Origin of the sequence: Prauserella muralis, assembly GCF_003202285.1 — a bacterium.
GTDB classification, from domain to species: Bacteria; Actinomycetota; Actinomycetes; order Mycobacteriales; family Pseudonocardiaceae; genus Prauserella_B; species Prauserella_B muralis.
This window is the reverse complement of record NZ_MASW01000005.1, coordinates 420,306-438,794: the sequence shown is the minus strand read 5'-3', so window position 1 is coordinate 438,794 and position 18,489 is coordinate 420,306. Positions and strand designations below refer to the sequence as shown.

The window sequence follows — 18,489 nt, the reverse complement described above, 5'->3', positions numbered from 1 at the left end:
CTGCGCACGAATACGCGGACGCATCAACTCCGCTTATCACACACGGTCTCGATTGGCATTGGACGTCATGCCGCCGCCGGACGAGCATCGAGGCATGACCGAACAACTGACCACCCCCACCGACACGCCACCCAGGCCCGGCCTGGCCGAGCTGGTCGAGCGCATCCGCCCACACGCCCGGCGGCAGTCACCGCCGCAGGCGATCGCCCGGCAGGTCGCCACCGTCCTCGAGGAGACGGCACCGGGCACCGACCTGCTCACCCCGGCCGAACGAGCCGGCTCACCCGACGGCTACACCCGCCACACCCTGCACGCCGAGGCGTCGTTCTCGGTGTCCGCCGTGGTATGGCGCCCGGGTCAGGTGACGGAGATCCACGACCACCTGGTGTGGTGCTCGTTCGCGGTGCTGCAGGGAACCGAGACCGAGACCCTGTACGACATCGACGGCGACCGCCTGGTCGAGGTCGGCGAGAGACACCGGCCCGCCGGATCCGTCAGCGGCGTCGCCCCGCCCGACGACATCCACCGTGTCCGCAACACCGGCGACACCGTCGCGGTCACCCTGCACGTCTACGGCGCGGATCTCAGCAACGGCACCAGCGTGCGCCGCACCTACGAGCGGCGGGACGGCCGGTAGCACCCGGTCACCGGCGCAGCCCCGTGTTGAGCCGGGCGGCCTGCCGGGTGAGGTGCTCTCGTTCGGCGAGGTTGGGCGCGGCACGGGCGGCCTCGGCGTAGAGCCGCGCCGCGGTGACCAGGTCGCCGTCACGCTCGTGCAGGTAGGCCGCCGCGGCGCTGTAGCGGGGCAGGGCGGGGTCGAGCCCCTCCAGCGCGGCCAGGCCTGCTCGGGCGCCGTCGGCCTCGCCGACCGCGACCGCCCGGTTGAGGCGGGCCACCGGGCTGCCGGTAATCCGCACCAGTTCGTCGTACCACTCGACGATCTGCACCCAGTCGGTCTCCTCGGCTGTCCGGGCGTCGGCGTGCAGTGCGGCGATGGCCGCCTGGGCCTGGAACTCGCCGAGACGGTCGCGGGCGAGCGCTGCCTGGAGCACGTCGACGCCCTCGGTGATCAGGCGGGTGTCCCAGAGGCTGCGGTCCTGCTCGGCCAGCGGCACGAGGCTTCCGTCGGGAGCGGTACGCGCCGGGCGCCGCGCGTGGTGCAGCAGCATGAGCGCCAGCAGCCCCGCGACCTCCTCGTGGTGGATCCTGGCCGCCAGTTGGCGGGTGAGCCGGATCGCCTCGCCGGCCAGATCGACATCGCCGGAGTAGCCCTCGTTGAACACGAGGTAGAGCACGCGCAGCACGGTGCCGACGTCGCCGGGCTGGGTGAACCGCACGCTGGAGACGGTGCGCTTGGCCCTGCTGATCCGCTGGGCCATGGTCGCCTCGGGCACGAGGTAGGCCTGCGCGATCTGCCGCGTGGTCAGGCCGCCGACCGCGCGCAGGGTGAGCGCGACGGCCGAGGCCGGCGTCAGCGAGGGGTGCGCGCACAGGAAGTACAGCTGGAGCGTGTCGTCCACCGCCTCGCCCTCGCCGGGCAGGGGCTCGGCGTCGACACGCACCTCGCGCTGCCGCCGGGAGGCCTCGGCCCGGGCGGCGTCGAGGAACTTGCGCCACGCCACGGTGACCAGCCAGCCCTTCGGGTCCCGCGGCGGGTTCTCCGGCCACACCCGGATCGCCTCGACGAGCGCCTCCTGCACGGCGTCCTCGGCTGCCGCGAAGTCGGCGCCGCGGCGGACGAGCACGCCGATCACGGTGGGGATGAGGGCGCGCAGCAGGGCCTGGTCCACGGTCGGTCACTCCGTGGCGGTCGGGGTCACGCCGTAGAACGGGCGCACCTCGAGCCACTCGTGAATCGGCTTGCCGCCGGCACCGGGCGCCGCGGACAGCTCACCGGCCAGCTCCAGCGCCCGCTCGTAGCTCTCGACGTCGATCACCATCCAGCCGGCGATGAGGTCCTTGGTCTCGGCGAACGGGCCGTCGGTGACCGGCGGCCGCCCCTCGCCGTCGTATCGGACGAATGTGCCCTCGGGGGAGAGCTCGTGGGACTCGACGAACTCACCGGTGCTCTCCAGCCGCGCGGCGAAGTCCCGCATGTACTGCACGTGGGCGGAAAACTCCTCGGGCGTCCACTGGTCCATGGGCACGTCGTTGACGGATGCGGGCGCGCCCCGGTAGTGCTTCAACAGCAGGTACTTGGCCATCGTGTTCTCCTTGGTGCGATCAGGGTCCATTCTGGCCGTATTCGCTGCAGAACGAAGCCATGTTCGCGTTTTCGAGGAGGCGACGATGCGCAACGAGGCCATGGAACGGCTGGACGTCCTGGTCGGATCGTGGCGGGCGACGCTGCGCGACGCGTGGTTTCTCGAGCCGCCCGGCCGCGAGGTGCCAGGGTCGGCGACGGGCGAGTGGCTCGGCGACGCGTTCGTGGTGTTCCGCTGGACGATGGCGGGCGAGGTCGGCAAGGCCACGAGCGAGATGGTGCTGGTGCTGGGCCGCAGCGACGTGCGTGACGCCTACACGGCGCTGTACCACGACGAACGGGGAACCTGCCGGGTGTACGCCATGACGTTCGACGGCGCGCGGTGGTGCCTGAGCCGCGAAGATCCCGACATGTTCCAGCGGTTCGTCGCCGACGTGGGGCCGGACCGGATCGCAGGCCGCTGGGAGGCGTCCGACGATCGCGGAGCGACCTGGCGCAAGGACTTCGACCTCGTGTTCGAGCGAGCGTAGCGCGGGGAGCCAGGTCCAGGCTTACTTGACATAATGTACATTATCGGCGCCACGGTGACGCACCTGCAGGAGGTCGTCGCCGGGTCGCGACGGCTTGCGGCGCGCCCGGCCCCTTGGCTCTCACTGCCGTGATGCACACGTGGCGGCTCGCGCCCCGCACTGCCGCCTGGTCATCAGCAACATGGAAGTCGCCGTGTCCACGCGGAACGCGGTGCGCGGTGGCACGGCAGAGCCCTTCCCCGCCACCGTACCCGGCCTCTGTTTTCGTCACCGTGACGTTTTGTGGCGGACTGGCTGGACGTCGAACCGGCGGGGTTCAGCGGAGTTGTTCGAGTTCCCTGGCCGAGCGAGCCAGTTCGGCGGCCATCCGGCGCAGCTCGCCCGCGCCCGCGCCGTCCTCGGCCGCCGTCACCACGTCCTCGGCGGCACACCGCAGCTGGAACAGCCGGTCCTGCAGCACCGCGAGCTCGGTGTCGGACAGCACCACAGCGTCCTCGGGCAGGCCGGTGCGCTGGACGGCCGCCCGCCGTTCGTAGGCGCGCTGGCGGCAGGACTGCCCGCAGTAGCGGCGCCTGCGCCCCACCGTCGTACCCTGTTCGAGCCTGCGGCCGCACCACCCGCAGTGCTTCGGCACCGGCTTCCGCAGCTGCGCCAATTCGTCACGTGACGGATTGGTCTGCTCTGCCACTTCGCTCACCCGCCAGACCCTAGCCCGCCATCCTGCGCTCATGCCGGGGCCACGCCGGGCAGGCACACTGGAGACGTGCTCTCGCCACACCCGTACCTGGCCACGCCGTTGCCGCGCGCGTTCGCGCACCGGGGCTGGCACGTCGGCGACCTGGCCGGTCTGGAGAACTCCCTGCCCGCCTTCCGGCGCGCGGTCGCCGAGGGCTACCACTACGTGGAGACCGACGTGCACGCGACCTCCGACGGTGTCGTCGTCGTGCACCACGACGCGCTGCTCGACCGCACCACGGACGGCACCGGACCGATCGCCCGGCAGACCTGGTCGGCGGTGCGCAGGGCCAAGGTCGGTGGCACGGCCCCGATCTCGCGGCTGGAGGACGTCCTGGAGGAACTGCCGGACGCGTTCTTCAACGTCGACGTCAAGGCGGGCGACGCGGTCGAGCCGTTCCTGCGCGTGCTGCGGCGCACCGACGCCTTCCACCGCGTCGCGGCCGCGGCGTTCTCCGACGCGCGGCTCGCGCGGCTGCGCAAGCTCGGCGGCGGCAGGCTCATCACCTCACTCGGTCCGCGCTCGGTGGCGGTGCTGTGGGCCAACGGCTGGGTGCCGTTCCTCCGCCTGGGTTTCCTCAGCCGGGGTGCGATGGCGCAGGTCCCGGTGACCCAGGGGCCGATGACCATTGTGGACAAGGGGTTCCTGCGGTCCGCGCGCAAGGCGGGTGTCGAGGTGCACACGTGGACCATCAACGACCAGGACGAGATGCGGGCGCTGCTCGATCTCGGTGTGCAGGGCATCGTCACCGACCGGCCGGATCTGCTGCGCGACGTGCTCGTCGAGCGCGGAGCGTGGCCGGGAACCGGCACCGGCGCGGCGAGCTAGCGCCCCGCACCATTCAACGCCGTGGCCGAGCCCAAGGTGCCCTTCGGTACACCGTGGGTACCCAGGGTGCCCTTCGGCTCGCCGCAGACGCGCGACCTGGCGAGCAGGGTCAGGAATCCGGGCGGGTCAGCGGGGCGCCTTGCCCTCCCAGGCGGCGTGCCAGGTCTTCGGTCCGAGTCGTCCGGAGTCCCTGATGCCGTTCGCGCGCTGCAGCGCAAGCACCGCCCGCTTGGTCTCCTGGTAGTAGCACCCGGTGCCCTGGAAGTCGTAACCAAAGGCGTTCATCCGCAGCTGGAAGGCCCGCAGCTGCGGCGCGCAGTCGCCGTAGGCGTAGACCACTCCAGGCCACGCGGGCTTGCGGCCAGGGCCACTCGGCGCGGTGGGCTTCGCCTGCCCTCCCCCGCCGATGTAGGCCGACTCGGCGTAGGTCGGCTTGCGCTTGCTGCGGGCGTCGCGGTCGTTGCGCAGGCCGACCTTGCCCGCGCACTCCCACGGCTGCCAGCCGCGCATCCGGTACAGGTACAGGGCCCGGTAGTCCTGCTCGGCAGGCCTGGCCTGATGCGGTCTGCCCTGGCCTCCGACGCTGCGCCAGGTGGGCAGGTCGAACTGGTAGGCACCGTAGTAGCCGTTGCCCGTGTTGACCTGATAGCGGTTCGTGGACTCGCACATGCGCAGCTTGGCCCACTCACTCCACGACGGGTCGCCGCCCGCGGGCGCGCTCGTCGCGAGTTGCACCCCGAGCACGGCCACCGCCACGAGCAGCACTCTCGTGACCAGCCGCGTCACCGTACCGGCCCACCGTCTGTCCATGGCTGCACAGTAAGCAAACCGGACAATGAGTCACAAGAGTCACAGCAAAAACGTCAGTATCTCATACCACAGATGGGGGACGTTATGAGCGACACGCCGGGTTCCGCGCGGGCGGCGTGCCGTCGGCACCGAAACGGACACGATCGGCCTGCCCTGCTGCGGTGTGGCCTGGCCCGGCAAGTACTCTCCGCTCACCCTGTCGATCGAGGCCCGAGGAGCCTGGCATGACCACGACGCCGGAGGGGCCCGTTCCGGCGGCCGACGTCCGCGACCGCAAGCGGGAACAGCGCGGCTGGTACTTCTACGACTGGGCGAACTCCACCTTCTACACGTCCGTCATCACCGTGTTCGGCGCCCTCTACATGAGCTCGGTCGCCGCCGACGCGGCCAAGGCCGACGTCGCCAGGAACGGCCCCAACGCCTGCGTCGACGCCGGCGGTGCCGACGACAACCTCGTCAACTGCGACATCAGCCTGTTCGGCCTTGCCTTCCCCGCGGGCTCGCTGTGGGGTTACCTGCTGGCGGCGGCCACGGTGATCCAGGTGCTGGTGCTGCCCATCACCGGCGCCATCGCCGACCGCAGCCAGTACAAGAAGCGCATCCTCGGGATGTTCGCCTTCCTGGGCGCGGCCGCCTCGGCGCTGCTGTTCTTCGTCGCGGAGGGCCGCTGGGAGCTCGGCCTGGTGCTGTACGTGATCGGCAACATCGGCTACGGCGCCTCGATCGTCACCTACTACTCGTTCCTGCCGGACATCGCCACCCCGGACGAGCGTGACGAGGTCTCGGCCCGCGGCTGGGCGTTCGGCTATCTCGGCGGCGGCGTGGCGCTGGCCGTGCAGCTCGCCTTCTACCTCAGCCGCGACGCGTTCGGTGTCAGTGAGTCGACGGCCGTGCGGATCTGCTACCTCAGCTCGGGCATCTGGTGGGCGCTGTTCACGCTGATTCCGCTGCGCAGGCTGCACGAGCACCAGCGGCCGCACGGCGGCGAGCGGGGGTTGTCGGTGGTCACGGCCGGCTTCGCCGAGCTGCGCGCGACGGTGCGTGCGGCGAAGGCGTTCCCGCTGACGCTGGCGTTTCTCGGGGCCTACCTGGTGTTCACCGACGGCATCTCCACGGTGGTGAGCGTGTCGGCGCAGTACGGCAAGGAGGAGCTGCGGTTCAGTGACGAGGTGCTGATCGCCACGATCCTGGTGATCCAGTTCGTCGCCTACCTCGGCGGGATGGCGCACGGGCTGATCGCGCGCCGCTTCGGCGCGAAGAAGACGATCCTGGGCAGCCTCGTGGTGTGGATCGTGGTGATCACCGCGGCGTTCTTCATCGAGGAGCGGGCGCAGTTCCAGTTCTACGCCGTGGCCGCCGGGATCGGGCTGGTGCTCGGCGGAACCAACGCGCTGTCGCGCTCGCTGTACAGCCAGATGATCCCGCCGGGCAAGGAAGCGCAGTACTACTCGCTGTACGAGATCGGCGAGCGGGGCACGTCGTGGCTCGGTCCCCTGCTGTTCGCCGGTGTCGGGCACGCGACGGGCTCGTTCCGGTACGCGATCATCGCGCTCATCGTCTTCTTCGTGCTCGGGTTCATCTTCGTGGCGCTGGTGCCGGTGCGCAGGGCCATCGCGGCGGCGGGCAACACGGCGCCGTCGGTGCTCTGAGACGCGGGTCGAGCGGAACGGGTGGGGCCGGGATGCCGTACGGCGAGGTGGCCGCCGAGGTGGTGCTCTTCCTGATTCTCATCGGCTTCGTTGCCCTCCGGCGCGCCGCCCGCCGCAGCAGGTCCCGGGAACGGCATCGGGCGGTGGCCCAGGGGCGTCCGGCGAAGCTGCGGGTCCGCGCCTGGGGCCGGGGTGAGGGCGACCCGCCTCCGTGGACCTGGGGCACCATCGCCCTCGGCTCGGACCGGACCGTGTGGGTCGACGAGCGCGGCAGTAGCGGCCCGATGGACCTCACGGACCTCGTGGTCACCCGGTTGCGGCGTCCGCATCAGCGCGGCGGGCCGACCCAGGACGACACGATACTGATGGGGCACCTTGCCGGCAGGCAGATCGAGCTGGCCGTCTACACGGCCGACCTCGATCTGCTGCTGGACGCATTACCCGGAAAGGAACTCGGTCGCCGGGCCAGATCGGGGGCCCAGCAGAGCTGGATCTCGCTGCTCCGGCAGAGGTTCCGCCGGTGAACCGGTGACCACCCGGGCGGGAAGGGCGGCACGGCTCCGGGCGATTCCACGCGCCGATCCGGGACACGGTGTGCGCGCGGGGCGTCCACCGCTGAGGTGAATTTGCCGCCGACACGCGCACGGACCGACTCCGCTACACTCCGTTACCGGGTACGTTGGCGTGGCCACTTCCGCAGCGGCGAACCGGGACCGGCGGAGTTCCGGCAGGGCCAGTTCCGGCTGACCTGAGTGGCGACTCGCTCTAGCCCGACTGGGGGATATCCCCAAGAAGAGAGGCATTTGCGCGTCACAGGGAGGCGCCGATCGTCTCCCACTAGAGAAAGCTGTTCCCGAGGGTGACGCAGCCCAACGTGAGTAACGACATGGTTTGTTGGGAATTCAACGGACCGGCCTGTCGTTGCACAGGGTGAGCATCGCCCTGGCTCCTGCCCGGGAGTCGACTGAAAGGACCCATCATGGCCGACCGTGTTCTTCGTGGAAGCCGGTTGGGAGCGGTCAGCTACGAGACCGACCGCAATCACGACCTCGCCCCTCGGCGCACCGTTCGCTACGCGTGCCCGAAGAACCACGAGTTCGAGGTGCCGTTCTCCGACGACGCCGAGATCCCCACCGTGTGGGAGTGCCGTTTGCACGGCAGCGAGTCGGAGATCGTGGACGGCGGGCAGCCGGAGCCCAAGGAGGTCAAGCCTCCGAGAACGCACTGGGACATGCTGCTCGAGCGGCGTTCCATTCCCGAGCTCGAAGAGCTGCTCAACGAGCGGCTCGCCGAGCTGAAGGGACGCCGGGGCACCCGCAGCGCGTAGCCCCCAAGGCCACTCTCCGCTCCCACCGAACGGCCAGAGCCCCCGTGACCTCCCGCCACGGGGGCTCTGGCCTGTTCTCGCCGTGCTCACGAAGGCAGCCCGGCGCGCAGGCGCCGTGCCCAAGGTGCCCGCGGGTACACCCTGTGCACCCAGGGTGCCCTTCGGCTCGGGGCCGGGCGAGGGTCAGCGGCCCAGCAGGCGACGCAGCTGGCCTGCGCGGCGGCGCAGGCCCCACACGGCGACGCGGAGGGCGGCCTCGCGGACGATGTCGCCGCTCATCTTGGACTCCCCGATCTCCCGCTCGGTGAACGTGATCGGCACCTCCACCACGTCGAAGCCGGCCTGGATGGTGCGCCAGGTCAGGTCGATCTGGAAGCAGTAGCCCGCCGAGGCGACGTCGTGGAGGTCGAGCTTGCCGAGCACCTCGCGCCGGTAGGCGCGGAAACCGGCGGTGATGTCGTTGACGCCCACGCCGAGCAGGATCCGCGAGTAGAGGTTCGCGCCGCGTGAAAGGACTTCCCGGCGCAGTGGCCAGTTGACCAGCGCGCCGCCGGGCACGTACCGGGAGCCGATGACGAGGTCGGCGTCGCCGAGCGCGTCGAGCAGCCGGGGCAGGTCCTCCGGTGCGTGCGAGCCGTCGGCGTCCATCTCGACGAGCGTGCGGTAGTCGCGCGCCAGCCCCCAGCGGAACCCGGCGATGTAGGCGGCGCCGAGCCCGGCCTTCTCGGTGCGATGCAGCACGTTGATGCGCTCGTCCGCCGCGGCCAGCTCGTCGGCGAGCTCACCGGTGCCATCGGGGCTGCCGTCGTCGACCACCAGCACGTGCACCTGCGGCAGGGCGGCGTGCAGCCGCCGCAGCAGTGGCGTGAGGTTCTCCCGTTCGTTGTAGGTCGGGATGATCACCAGCACCGGGTCGGTCTCGTCCCTGCGCTGTGTCCCCTCCGCCATAGAGCTCCCTCTCTTGTCATGTCGTTCGCCGTCGCAGCACCAGGCCGGTGAGCACCGCGGCGAGAGCTGCTCCGACCAGCACGTACCCGGTCCACGCACCGAGTCGATCCGACAGCGTAGTCTGCTGCCGCAGCGGCACCTGCGCCACCAGCGAGGTGGCGGTGTAGGTGCTGGTCTGCTGGGTCACGCTGCCGTCGGGGGCGACGATCGCGCTGATCCCGCTGGTGGCCGCCACCACCACCGCCCTGCCGTGCTCCACCGCCCGCATGCGCGACATCGCCAGGTGCTGGTGGGTCATCTCCCCGTCGCCGTACCAGGCGTTGTTGGTCGGCACCACGAGCAGTCGCGCGCCGGCGTTGACCGCGTCCCGGGCCGGGTAGTCGTAGGCGGCCTCGTAGCAGATGGTGGTGCCTACCTGCGTGCCCGCGATGTCGAACACACCGGGCCCGCTCCCCCAGCGCATGTCCCTGGTCTTGCCGACGAACGGGGTGAACCAGCTGGCGATGGTGCGCATCGGCACGTACTCGGCGAAGGGCACCAGTTCCTGCTTGACGTAGCGCTGTCCCGGACCGGCCTCCGGCCGCCACGCGACGACGGCGTTCTCGGTCTTGCCGTCCGGCGCCTCGTACAGCGAGCCGATGAGCGCGGGAGCCCCGAAGGCGTCCACCGCGGCGTCGACGGCGGGATCGTCGCCGCCTTCCACGTCGGTGGCCGTCTCCGGCCAGACGACCAGGTCGGGCCGGGCCACGTCGCCGGAGCGGATGCGCTCGGCGAGCCGCCGGCTCTCGGCGAGGTGGTTGGCCCGGATGGTCTCGCGCCGGCCGAGCAGGCCCAGCCCGACGTTGGGTGCGTTGCCCTGCACGACGGCCACGGTGCGCGTGCCGGTCTGCGCGGCCGTGCCCACGGTCGGCCACACGGCCAGGCCCGCGCACAGCGGTAGCAGCACGGCGAGTGCGGGCGCGAGCCAGGCGCGGGGCATGCGCGGGCCGTGCTCGCGCACGCGCACGATGAGCCAGGCGAGGCCGAAGCCGGACACGAGCACGGCGAAGCCGACCAGGGGCGCGCCGCCGACCGAGGCCAGTGACAGGTAGGCGCCCTCGGGTTGGCTGAACCCGACCCGACCCCAGGGGAACCCGTTGGCAGGCCAGTACGAGCGCGCGAACTCCTGCAGCAGGAACACCAGCGCCAGCCACACCGGTGGGGCGGGCAGGCGGGACACCCACGGCATGAGCGCGCACGCGGCTCCGATGTAGACGGCCAGCACCGTGCTGAGCCCGAGCCAGGGTGCCGGGCCGAAGTCGGTGCCGAGGAAGTCCTGGATCCAGCGCAGGTGCAGCAGGTTGAACACGAGCCCGAACACCAGGCCGTAGCCCGCGCTGCCCCAGGACCGGCGCCCGTGCAGGGCCAGCCCGAGCCCGGCGAAGGCGAGCGGCGCGAGCCACCACAGCGGGCGCGGGGCGAAGCTGAGGTAGAGCACGGCCCCCGAGCCCGCGCTGAGCCCCAGCCGGGCGAGGACGGGCAACAGCGAGCGCCGCCGGGTGGCGGGCTCGTCGGGCGGGTCGGCGGGTGGCGCCTTGGCCGCGGTCGTCACCTGCTCAACCTTACGGGGTCCGGGTGAACTCGTCGTGGATCACCTGTCCCGATCGGACCGTGCGCAGGCACCGCGGCAGCGGCGCGCCGGGCTCGAGTGGCGGCAGGCCGGGCACGCCGGCGCGGGGGTCGGTGGACCAGCGCTGCACGCGGGAGTCCGGGGTGGCGACCACCAGTTCGGCGGCGTCCCAGATGGCGTAGTGGGCGGGGGCGCCGGGGACGAGGCTGCCGATGCTGGGGTCGTTGGCGCCCGCGGCCCGGTGGCCGCCGCGGGTGTGGGCGTTGACGGCCGCGCGGGGTGAGATGCCGGCGCCGGGGGTGCGGTGGTGCACCGCGGCGCGCACGGCGGCCCAAGGGTCGAGCGGGGTGACGGGCGCGTCGGAGCCGAAGGCCAGCGGCACGCCGTGCGCGGCGAGGGTGGCGAACGGGTTGAGCCCGGAGGCGCGGTCGGCGCCGAGGCGGGTGGCGTACATGCCGTCCCGGCCACCCCAGGCCGCGTCGAACAAGGGTTGCATGGAGGCGGTGACGCCCCAGCCCGCGAGGGCGCGGGCCTGGTCGGCGTCGATCATCTCGACGTGTTCGAGGCGGTGCCTGCCGCCGGCGAGCGCGCGCTGCCCGAGGGTCTTCTCGGCCAGGCGGAAGCCCTCGACGACCTCGGCCACGGCGGCGTCGCCGATGACGTGGAAGCCGGCCTGCAGCCCGGCCTCGGTGCAGGCCGCGAGGTGGTCGGCAACGGCGGCGGCGTCGAGGTAGCGCAGGCCGGTGGTGCCGGGCCGGTCGGCGTAGGGCTGGTGCAGCGCGGCGGTGTGGGAGCCGAGGGCGCCGTCGGCGAACAGGTCGCCTGCCAGGCCGCGGGCGCCGAGCCTGCTGGCCGTGTCGACGGCGCCCAGCTCGCCCCAGTAGGCGACGACGTCGCAGGTGCCGCCCTCGGCGGCGAGCGCCAGCAGGTCGGTGAGGTCCTGCTCGCCGGAGATGTCGGGGCCCGCGCACTCGTGGACGACGGCGATGCCCGCGGCGGCGGCGGCGCGCAGGAAGGCCTGCTGGGCGCGGCGGCGCTGCGCGGGGGTGACGGCGGCGCGCACGGCGGCCCGCACGTGGTGGTGGGCCTGGCCGGTGAGCGGCCCTTCGGGTGAGAAGCCCTCGGCGGCGCGGGCCCCGGGAGCCAGGTCGAGCATCGCCGTGGAGACGAGGGCGGAGTGGACGTCGACGCGGCTGAGGTAGACGGCGGCTCCCCCGGCGGCGGCGTCGAGCTCGGTGCGACTGGGCAGGCGGGGGCTGGTCCAGGCGGAGTCGTCCCAGCCGTGGGCGAGCAGCACCTCGCCGGGGGTGGCGGCCGCGCCCACCGCGGCGAGCAGCCCGGCGGCGTCGGTGACGCCGGTGAGGTCGAGCCCGGTGAGGTGCAGGCCGGTGGCGGTGGCGTGCACGTGGGCGTCGACGAAGGCGGGGGTGACGAAGGCGCCGTCGAGCGGGACCACTTCGGCGCCAGGGTGCAGCGCGCGGCCGGGACCGTCCTGGCCGACCCACGTGACGGTGCCGTCGGTGACCGCGAGAGCGGTGGCGTCCGGGGAGGCCGGTGAGTAGATGCGTCCGCCGACGAGCAGCGTGGTGTTGCTGGTGCTCACGGCACCGAGTCTGCCAGGCCCTCAGCTACGGGAGGATTTGCGTTCTGGGCTGAGTATGACAGGATATTTTCACGCCGTACCCAACCGGAGGAGCAGAAGTGACTGCGACCCAGGAACCTGCTACCGAACTGCACGACCAGCCCTACGACTACCGCCGTGCGGAACTGGTCGAGCCCGACTGGCGCCGTTTCCCCGGCTGGCGGGACGTCACCGAGGCCGAGTGGCGGGACGCCCAGTGGCAGCGCGTGCACTGCGTGCGCAACCTGCGCCAGCTGCGCGCGGTGCTGGGCGATCTGGTCGAGGACCGGTTCTTCGACGATCTCGCCGCCGACCAGCGCGACATGGCCACGATGTCGATGCTGCTGCCGCCGCAGATGCTCAACACGATGGCGCCCCACGCGGGCACCGACCCGCAGAAGGTCACCGACGCGTTCTACGCCGATCCGATCCGCCGCTACATGCTTCCGGTGCGCAGCGACCGCGACCCGGTGTGGCCGAGCCACCCGCACTCCGAGCGCGACTCGCTGCACGAGGCCGAGATGTGGGTGACCGAGGGCCTGACCCACCGCTACCCCACCAAGGTGCTGGCCGAGCTGCTGTCGACGTGCCCGCAGTACTGCGGGCACTGCACGCGCATGGACCTGGTCGGCAACTCCACCGAGCAGGTGGACAAGCACAAGCTCACGCTCAAGCCGGTGGACCGGCAGGACGCGATGATCGACTACCTCAGGCGCACGCCCGGCGTGCGCGACGTGGTGGTCTCCGGCGGTGACGTGGCCAACGTGCCGTGGCACCAGCTGGAGGCGTTCCTGATGCGGCTGCTCGACATCGAGACGGTGCGCGACATCCGGCTGGCCACCAAGGCACTGGCCGGGCTGCCGCAGCACTGGCTGCAACCCAAGGTGGTCGAGGGACTGGCCCGCGTGGCGGGCACGGCACGCAGGCGTGGCGTGAACCTCGCCATCCACACCCACGTCAACCACGTGCAGTCGGTGACGCCGCTGGTGGCCGAGGCGGCCCGCACGGCGCTGGAGGTCGGCGTCCGCGACGTCCGCAACCAGGGCGTGCTGATGCGCGGCGTCAACGCGACCCCGGAGGCGTTGCTGGACCTGTGCTTCGCGCTGCAGGGCGAGGCGAACATCCTGCCCTACTACTTCTACCTGTGCGACATGATCCCCAACGCCGAGCACTGGCGGCTGGCCGTGTGGGAGGCCCAGGAGCTGCAGCACGCGATCATGGGCTACCTGCCCGGCTATGCCACGCCGCGGATCGTGTGCGACGTGCCCTACGTCGGCAAGCGCTGGGTGCACCAGCTCGCCGAGTACGACCGCGAGAAGGGCATCTCGTACTGGACGAAGAACTACCGCACCGGCATCGAGCACGACGACCCGGACGCGCTGCGCCGCCGCTACCCGTACTACGACCCCATCTCGACGCTGCCCGCGGCAGGCCGCCGGTGGTGGTCCGACCACGGCGCCTGAGCCCCGGGAGGCTGGCCCTTCGCGGGGCGGGCACGACCTGCCGCCCCGCGAAGGGCCTCCCTGCGCTCACCCGGTCGGGTAGCGTGCTGAGCCATGCGCAGGCTCTGGGGGGCGATCACGACGCCGTTGACGTTGCCGTGGCGCCGGGCGCCGCGGGCGGCCTTGTCCAGTCCACTCACGCTCGTCGTCGCCGCGGTGACGGCGCTGCTGACGTGCTTCCTCGCCGCCGCGGCGGTGCTGCACTCCTCCGCCGCGGCGGGCGCCACCGTGCGCTACCAGACCGACAAGGTGTGTCCCGACGCCTACGGGCCGGTCTTCACCAAGCCGAGGGTGGAGCGGTCTCAGGTGCCCGTGCTGGTGGGCGCCGTCGAGCGGCATGCCGCCGAGCACGGCTTCGGCACGCCGGTGGTGTCGCTGTTCACCGGCGTCAACCGCGACACCGAGTTCAACGGCACCACCTACCGGACCCGGCTGGCCTACCGGGACGGCGGTCTGGATCACCTGCGGCTGCTGGAGGGCAGCCGCGCGAGCGGGCTGTGGATGGGGCGTGATCTGGCCCGGTCGGAGCACATCGGCCTCGGCACGCGCGGCCAGCGGGGCGCCCTGCCCCCGGTCACCGGCATCTACGCCGACCTCTACAACCCGGCGCCCCGCTACTGGTGCTCGGTGCAGGACCTCGCCGTGCAGAACCGGCTGGTCGACACCCTCACCGGCTCGGTGATCTTCGCGACCGACCGGGCCGCGTTCGACGCGGCGACCACCGAGACGACGGTGCTGGAACGGCTCAGCATCACCTTCGAGGCTCCGCCACCCGCCACGCTCGCGCAGGCGGAGGATCGGGTCGAACGGTCGGAGGCGCTCATCACCGCCGTCCGCGACGACCTCACCCGTCGGGGTCTCGGCGACGTGCTGCCCGGCGGGGTGCCGTTCGAGCGGTCGGCGGAGATCGCCCAGCAGGCCGAGGGCAACGTGGCGTTCTCGATCCTGCCGCTGGCGGTGCTGAGCGTGCTCGTCGGCTGCGCCGGCGTCGGCACGGTCGGCCTCCAGTGGTACCAGCGCAGGCACGCGCAGGTGCGGCTGCTGTGCGCGCGTGGCTCGGGGCCGGTGGCGCTCGGGGCACTGGCGGTGGCCGAACTGGGGCTGCCACTGCTGGGCGGCGGGCTGGCCGGGATGCTGCTGGCCCGCGTGCTGCTGCCCTGGTATGGACCTCCGGGGCCACTCGACGCCGACCGCCCGTGGCTGGCCGCTGCCGCCGGGCTCGGCGTGCTGGCGCTGTCGGTGCTGCTGCTCGCCGGTGTCGTCGCCGTGCGCGTCCACCGCGAGTTCCAGCTCAGCAGAGCCGCGCAGCGGCGGCGCGGTCTGCGGCTGCTCGCGCTGCTGCCGTGGGAGCTGGCGACGGCGGGCTTCGCCGTGCTCGGCTGGAACAGGCTCTCCGCCTATGGGGGCACCTCGGGCGCCGCCGACCCGCTGCCACAGGTCGATCCGATCGCCCTGACCTACCCGGTGTCGGTGGTGCTGACGGTCGGGTTGCTCGCCGCGCGCGTGGCGTGGCTGGCCCTGCGCGCCTCGCACCGGGTGCGGCTGTGGTCGCGGCCGCCGCTGCAGCTGGCGATCCGCAGGCTGGCCGGCGCACGGGCGCCGGTGACGGGTGTGCTGGTCATCGGGGTGCTCGCGGTGGGCACGCTCGCCGTGGGCACGTCGATCGCGGCCGGGCAGCAGCAGGCGCTGCGGGACAAGTCCGGCATGTTCGTCGGCGCCGACACCCGGGTGGACACCGAGCCGACGGTCGGCAGGGGCGAGGTGCCGCTTCCGGAGCCGATCCGGCATCGCAGCACGGTGGTCGGTCAGCTGACCGGCACCGGCAGTGTCGTGCTGGTCGTCGACCCGGCCACCTTCCAGGACGCGGCGTGGACGGGCCACCTGCCCGCCGAGCAGACGCGGGCGCTGCTGGACCGGCTCGGCGGCGGCGCCGCCGGGACGGTTCCGGCGCTGCGGATCGGGCACACGCCCGGGCAGAGCACCGAGCTGCCCGGCCTTCCCGACGCCCGGGCCGTCGCGGACCTGGAGATGTTCCCGCTGATCGGCTCGCAGCCCGGCTATGTCGTCTCCCGCGCCTCGCTGTCGGCGGAGCAGCTGGACTCGATCCCGCGCTGGACCGTGCTGTCCTCGGCGCCGCTGAGCACGGTCACCCAGGCGTTCGCCCAGGCGGGGCTGGCGCATCCGAACGCCGTGAGCAGGGCCACCGCGCTCGACGCGCTGCCGTTCTACCTCGTGGGCTGGACGTTCTCGTTCGTCACGGTGCTGGGCGCGGTGCTCGGCGTCGTGGCCGTGCTGGCGCTGCTGGTGGCCGTGGAGGTGCGGCGCAGGCAGAACGCGCTGGCCGGGGTGCTGGCACTGCGGATGGGGCTGCGGCCGAGGGCGCTGCTGGGCAGCCATCTCGTGGAGGTGGGCGCGCTCGCCGCGTTCGCTGTGCTCACCGGCGTGGTGTCCGGGATCACCGTGGCCGGAGTGTCGGTGCGCCGGTTCGACCCCGCCCGGTGGCTGCCGCCGGGCTCCGGACTGCCCAACCTGGCCCCGTTCGTGGGGTCCGTGCTGGTGGTCGGCGTGCTGGTGGTGGCGCTGGCCGGCTGGATCGCGATGCGCTCGGTGCGCCTCGCCAGGACCGCGGAGCTGCTGCGTGCGTGAACCTCCCCCGATCTTTCGCCTGCGCGACATCGGCGTCGACTACCGCACCCCCGCCGGGACCGTCACCGGCGTGGCCGGGGTGACACTGGACATCCCCCGCACCGGGCTCACGGTCCTGGCGGGCCCTTCCGGCTCCGGCAAATCCACTCTGCTGCGCGTGCTGGGCCTGTTCGACCGCCCGGTGCGGGGCGAGCTGACCTTCGCCGGTCTCGACACGGGCGCCCTGTCCCATCGGCGGCGCCGCGCACTGCGCCGCGAGCAGCTCGGGCTGATCTTTCAGAACCCGGCGGACAACCTGCTGCCGCACCTGACCGTGGGCGACAACCTGCGTGCCGCGGCGCAGTCGGCGGGGCACCCCTGCGACCCGGAGCTCCTGCTGGCCCCGCTGGGCCTGTCCGGGACCGGCCCCTGGCGGGTCCCGGCACTGTCCGGCGGGCAGCAGCAGCGGCTGGCCTTCGGCTGCGCGCTTGCCCGCCGCTCGTCGGTGATCCTCGCCGACGAGCCGACCTCCCAGCTCGACGACGCGTCGGCCGAGAAGGTGCTCGACACGCTGCGGTACCTGGTGGACCAGGACTTCGCGGTGCTCGTGACGTCCCACGACGAACGGCTCATCGGGCTGGCGGCACGGGTGGCGCGGTTGCGCGACGGCAGACTGGAGGAGGTGGTCGACGGTGCCGGCGGCTGACGGGGACGCCGCGCTGCGGGTCAGCGGCCTGCGGCGCCGGTTTCACCACCCTGGTGGCGCCGTCGAGGTGCTGCGCGGGCTGGAGCTGAGCGTGCACGCCGGCGAGCTGGTGGCGGTGTCGGGCCGGTCCGGCTCGGGCAAGAGCTCGCTGCTGGCGCTGCTGTGCGGCTTCGACCACCCCGACGCGGGCACGGTGCTCTTCGACGGCAGGCCCGTGGCCGGGGAGCCGCCGTGGCATCTCTGCGCCGTGCTGCCGCAGGCGCTCGGCCTCGCGGGCGAGCTGACGGTCGCCGAGAACGTCGCCCTGCCCCTGCGCCTGCGCCGCGACCAGCTCGCCCCGGCCGAGGTGGACGAGCGGGTCGCCACGTTGCTCACCGACCTCGGCGTCGCGGGGCTCGCCTCCCGCTATCCGCAGGAGGTGTCGTTCGGGCAGCAGCAGCGGGTGGCGCTCGCTCGCGCCGCGGCCGGCCGGCCCCGGGTCCTGCTCGCCGACGAGCCGACCGCGCATCTCGATGCCGGGACCGTCCCTGCCGTGCTCGCGCTGCTGCGCCGCTGCGCCGACGAGGGCGCGGCCGTGGTGGTGGCCACGCACGACCCGCGGGTGCACGCCATCGCCGACCGTGCCCTGCGGCTGGCCGACGGCGTCCTCACCGCCGCGTGACAGTGTCCGTTGTGGACGAATACGGACTAGAAGTGGTGGAGCAGCTCGGGAAACGTGTCCAGGCGCAGCAGCCGGGTGTCCTCGGCGTGGATCTCGGCGTGCTCGAGCACCCACGTGTTCGCGTTGGGAATGAACACCGCCCCGAGCCCCGCCTGGCGGGCGGGCAGGATGTCGGACTTCGGCGAGTTGCCGATCATCCACGTCCGCTCGGCGGGCAGCGAGCGCTGCCGCGCCAGCTCGGCGTAGGTTTCGACGGTCTTCTCCGCGACGATGTGAACACCGGCGAAATGACGCTCCAAACGCGACGCGGTGATCTTGCGCTGCTGCTCGGCGGTGTCGCCCTTGGTGAGCAGCAGCAGTTCGTGCCGCTGCCCCAGCGCGTCGAGCGTGTCGGCCACACCGGGAATCAGCTCCACGTCGCCCTCGATCAACGCCGCGGCCAGCTCGTCGATGCGCCGCAGCTCTTCCCGCGTCGCGGGCCGTTCCCGCAGCCGGGTCAGGCAGTCGGCGAGGCTGCGCAGGAACACGGTGCCGCCGTAGCCGTGCACGGCGCAGTTCGCGCGCTCGATGTCGTCGAGGATCCGGCGGATCTCGTCGCGGTCGAGCGTCGGGTGCGACAGCCAGTCGAGGAAGTCGTCGATCACGCGCTCGAAGAGGACGTTGTTCTCCCAGAGCGTGTCGTCGGCGTCGAAGATGAGCACCTGCTGTTGGTCGCGCACCCGGTCACTCTAGGC

General features: G+C 72.4%; 18 protein-coding genes. 10 read left to right on the top strand and 8 right to left on the bottom strand.

The genetic code is table 11. From position 1 onward, the window contains the following. The first annotated feature begins 94 nt into the window (after positions 1-94). Positions 95-637 (top strand): cysteine dioxygenase family protein, encoded by a 543-nt coding sequence (locus BAY60_RS22790; protein WP_112283080.1) that lies wholly within the window; start codon positions 95-97, stop codon positions 635-637. A 7-nt stretch (positions 638-644) separates the two neighbouring features. On the opposite strand, the gene BAY60_RS22785 is transcribed toward BAY60_RS22790, so the two are convergent. Both BAY60_RS22785 and BAY60_RS22780 read right to left on the bottom strand, forming a co-directional pair. Beyond that, positions 645-1,790 carry an RNA polymerase sigma factor gene (locus BAY60_RS22785; protein ID WP_112283079.1) on the bottom strand — a complete coding sequence of 382 codons (1,146 nt, stop codon included), beginning with the start codon at positions 1,788-1,790 and terminating at the stop codon, positions 645-647. 6 nt (positions 1,791-1,796) lie between these two features. Further along, complete coding sequence (locus BAY60_RS22780) at positions 1,797-2,204, bottom strand: YciI family protein (protein ID WP_211330423.1); 408 nt, start codon at positions 2,202-2,204, stop codon at positions 1,797-1,799. Positions 2,205-2,289: 85 nt separating this feature from the next. On the opposite strand from BAY60_RS22780, the gene BAY60_RS22775 reads away from it, so the two are divergent. Continuing rightward, the gene (locus BAY60_RS22775; RefSeq protein ID WP_112283077.1) at positions 2,290-2,733 is read left to right on the top strand and encodes a hypothetical protein; all 444 of its coding nucleotides are present in this window, start codon (positions 2,290-2,292) and stop codon (positions 2,731-2,733) included. 316 nt (positions 2,734-3,049) lie between these two features. On the opposite strand, the gene BAY60_RS22770 is transcribed toward BAY60_RS22775, so the two are convergent. After that, positions 3,050-3,430: a hypothetical protein gene (locus tag BAY60_RS22770; protein WP_112283076.1), complete on the bottom strand. Its 381-nt coding sequence runs from the start codon at positions 3,428-3,430 to the stop codon at positions 3,050-3,052. Positions 3,431-3,496: 66 nt separating this feature from the next. On the opposite strand from BAY60_RS22770, the gene BAY60_RS22765 reads away from it, so the two are divergent. Beyond that, positions 3,497-4,297 carry a glycerophosphodiester phosphodiesterase family protein gene (locus BAY60_RS22765; protein ID WP_112283075.1) on the top strand — a complete coding sequence of 267 codons (801 nt, stop codon included), beginning with the start codon at positions 3,497-3,499 and terminating at the stop codon, positions 4,295-4,297. Positions 4,298-4,423: 126 nt separating this feature from the next. Here the strand turns inward: BAY60_RS22765 and BAY60_RS22760 are convergent, their stop codons facing one another. Next, complete coding sequence (locus BAY60_RS22760) at positions 4,424-5,107, bottom strand: transglycosylase family protein (protein WP_112283074.1); 684 nt, start codon at positions 5,105-5,107, stop codon at positions 4,424-4,426. Between the two features lie 224 nt (positions 5,108-5,331). On the opposite strand from BAY60_RS22760, the gene BAY60_RS22755 reads away from it, so the two are divergent. The 3 genes from BAY60_RS22755 to BAY60_RS22745 all read left to right on the top strand — a co-directional run bounded on the left by BAY60_RS22755 (position 5,332) and on the right by BAY60_RS22745 (position 8,083). Beyond that, complete coding sequence (locus BAY60_RS22755; protein ID WP_112283073.1) at positions 5,332-6,756, top strand: MFS transporter; 1,425 nt, start codon at positions 5,332-5,334, stop codon at positions 6,754-6,756. A gap of 32 nt (positions 6,757-6,788) precedes the next feature. Then, positions 6,789-7,280 (top strand): hypothetical protein, encoded by a 492-nt coding sequence (locus tag BAY60_RS22750; protein WP_112283072.1) that lies wholly within the window; start codon positions 6,789-6,791, stop codon positions 7,278-7,280. A gap of 455 nt (positions 7,281-7,735) precedes the next feature. Beyond that, complete coding sequence (locus BAY60_RS22745; RefSeq protein ID WP_112283071.1) at positions 7,736-8,083, top strand: RNA polymerase-binding protein RbpA; 348 nt, start codon at positions 7,736-7,738, stop codon at positions 8,081-8,083. 183 nt (positions 8,084-8,266) lie between these two features. On the opposite strand, the gene BAY60_RS22740 is transcribed toward BAY60_RS22745, so the two are convergent. From BAY60_RS22740 to BAY60_RS22730, 3 genes are read right to left on the bottom strand one after another with little or no spacing between them, the layout of a single operon-like run. Further along, positions 8,267-9,031 carry a polyprenol monophosphomannose synthase gene (locus tag BAY60_RS22740; protein ID WP_112283070.1) on the bottom strand — a complete coding sequence of 255 codons (765 nt, stop codon included), beginning with the start codon at positions 9,029-9,031 and terminating at the stop codon, positions 8,267-8,269. A gap of 16 nt (positions 9,032-9,047) precedes the next feature. Continuing rightward, positions 9,048-10,622 carry an apolipoprotein N-acyltransferase gene (gene lnt / locus BAY60_RS22735; RefSeq protein ID WP_112283069.1) on the bottom strand — a complete coding sequence of 525 codons (1,575 nt, stop codon included), beginning with the start codon at positions 10,620-10,622 and terminating at the stop codon, positions 9,048-9,050. A 10-nt stretch (positions 10,623-10,632) separates the two neighbouring features. Further along, complete coding sequence (locus BAY60_RS22730) at positions 10,633-12,243, bottom strand: amidohydrolase (protein ID WP_112283068.1); 1,611 nt, start codon at positions 12,241-12,243, stop codon at positions 10,633-10,635. A 98-nt stretch (positions 12,244-12,341) separates the two neighbouring features. Here BAY60_RS22730 and BAY60_RS22725 point away from each other — a divergent pair, with 98 nt between their 5' ends. The 4 genes from BAY60_RS22725 (at position 12,342) to BAY60_RS22710 (ending at position 17,755) form a co-directional block, all read left to right on the top strand. Further along, the gene (locus BAY60_RS22725) at positions 12,342-13,724 is read left to right on the top strand and encodes a KamA family radical SAM protein (RefSeq protein ID WP_112283067.1); all 1,383 of its coding nucleotides are present in this window, start codon (positions 12,342-12,344) and stop codon (positions 13,722-13,724) included. A 93-nt stretch (positions 13,725-13,817) separates the two neighbouring features. Then, positions 13,818-16,409 (top strand): ABC transporter permease, encoded by a 2,592-nt coding sequence (locus tag BAY60_RS22720; RefSeq protein WP_245992758.1) that lies wholly within the window; start codon positions 13,818-13,820, stop codon positions 16,407-16,409. Beyond that, on the top strand, positions 16,402-17,094 hold the full coding sequence (locus BAY60_RS22715; protein ID WP_112283066.1) for an ABC transporter ATP-binding protein: 693 nt from the start codon (positions 16,402-16,404) through the stop codon (positions 17,092-17,094). Before BAY60_RS22720 ends, BAY60_RS22715 begins: the two co-directional genes overlap by 8 nt. Continuing rightward, on the top strand, positions 17,081-17,755 hold the full coding sequence (locus BAY60_RS22710; protein WP_245992757.1) for an ABC transporter ATP-binding protein: 675 nt from the start codon (positions 17,081-17,083) through the stop codon (positions 17,753-17,755). The genes BAY60_RS22715 and BAY60_RS22710 overlap by 14 nt, the downstream gene beginning before the upstream one ends. Before the next feature lie 26 nt (positions 17,756-17,781). Here BAY60_RS22710 and BAY60_RS22705 read toward each other — a convergent pair whose 3' ends face one another. Further along, positions 17,782-18,474 (bottom strand): HAD family hydrolase, encoded by a 693-nt coding sequence (locus tag BAY60_RS22705; protein WP_112283065.1) that lies wholly within the window; start codon positions 18,472-18,474, stop codon positions 17,782-17,784. Between the last annotated feature and the right edge of the window lie 15 nt (positions 18,475-18,489).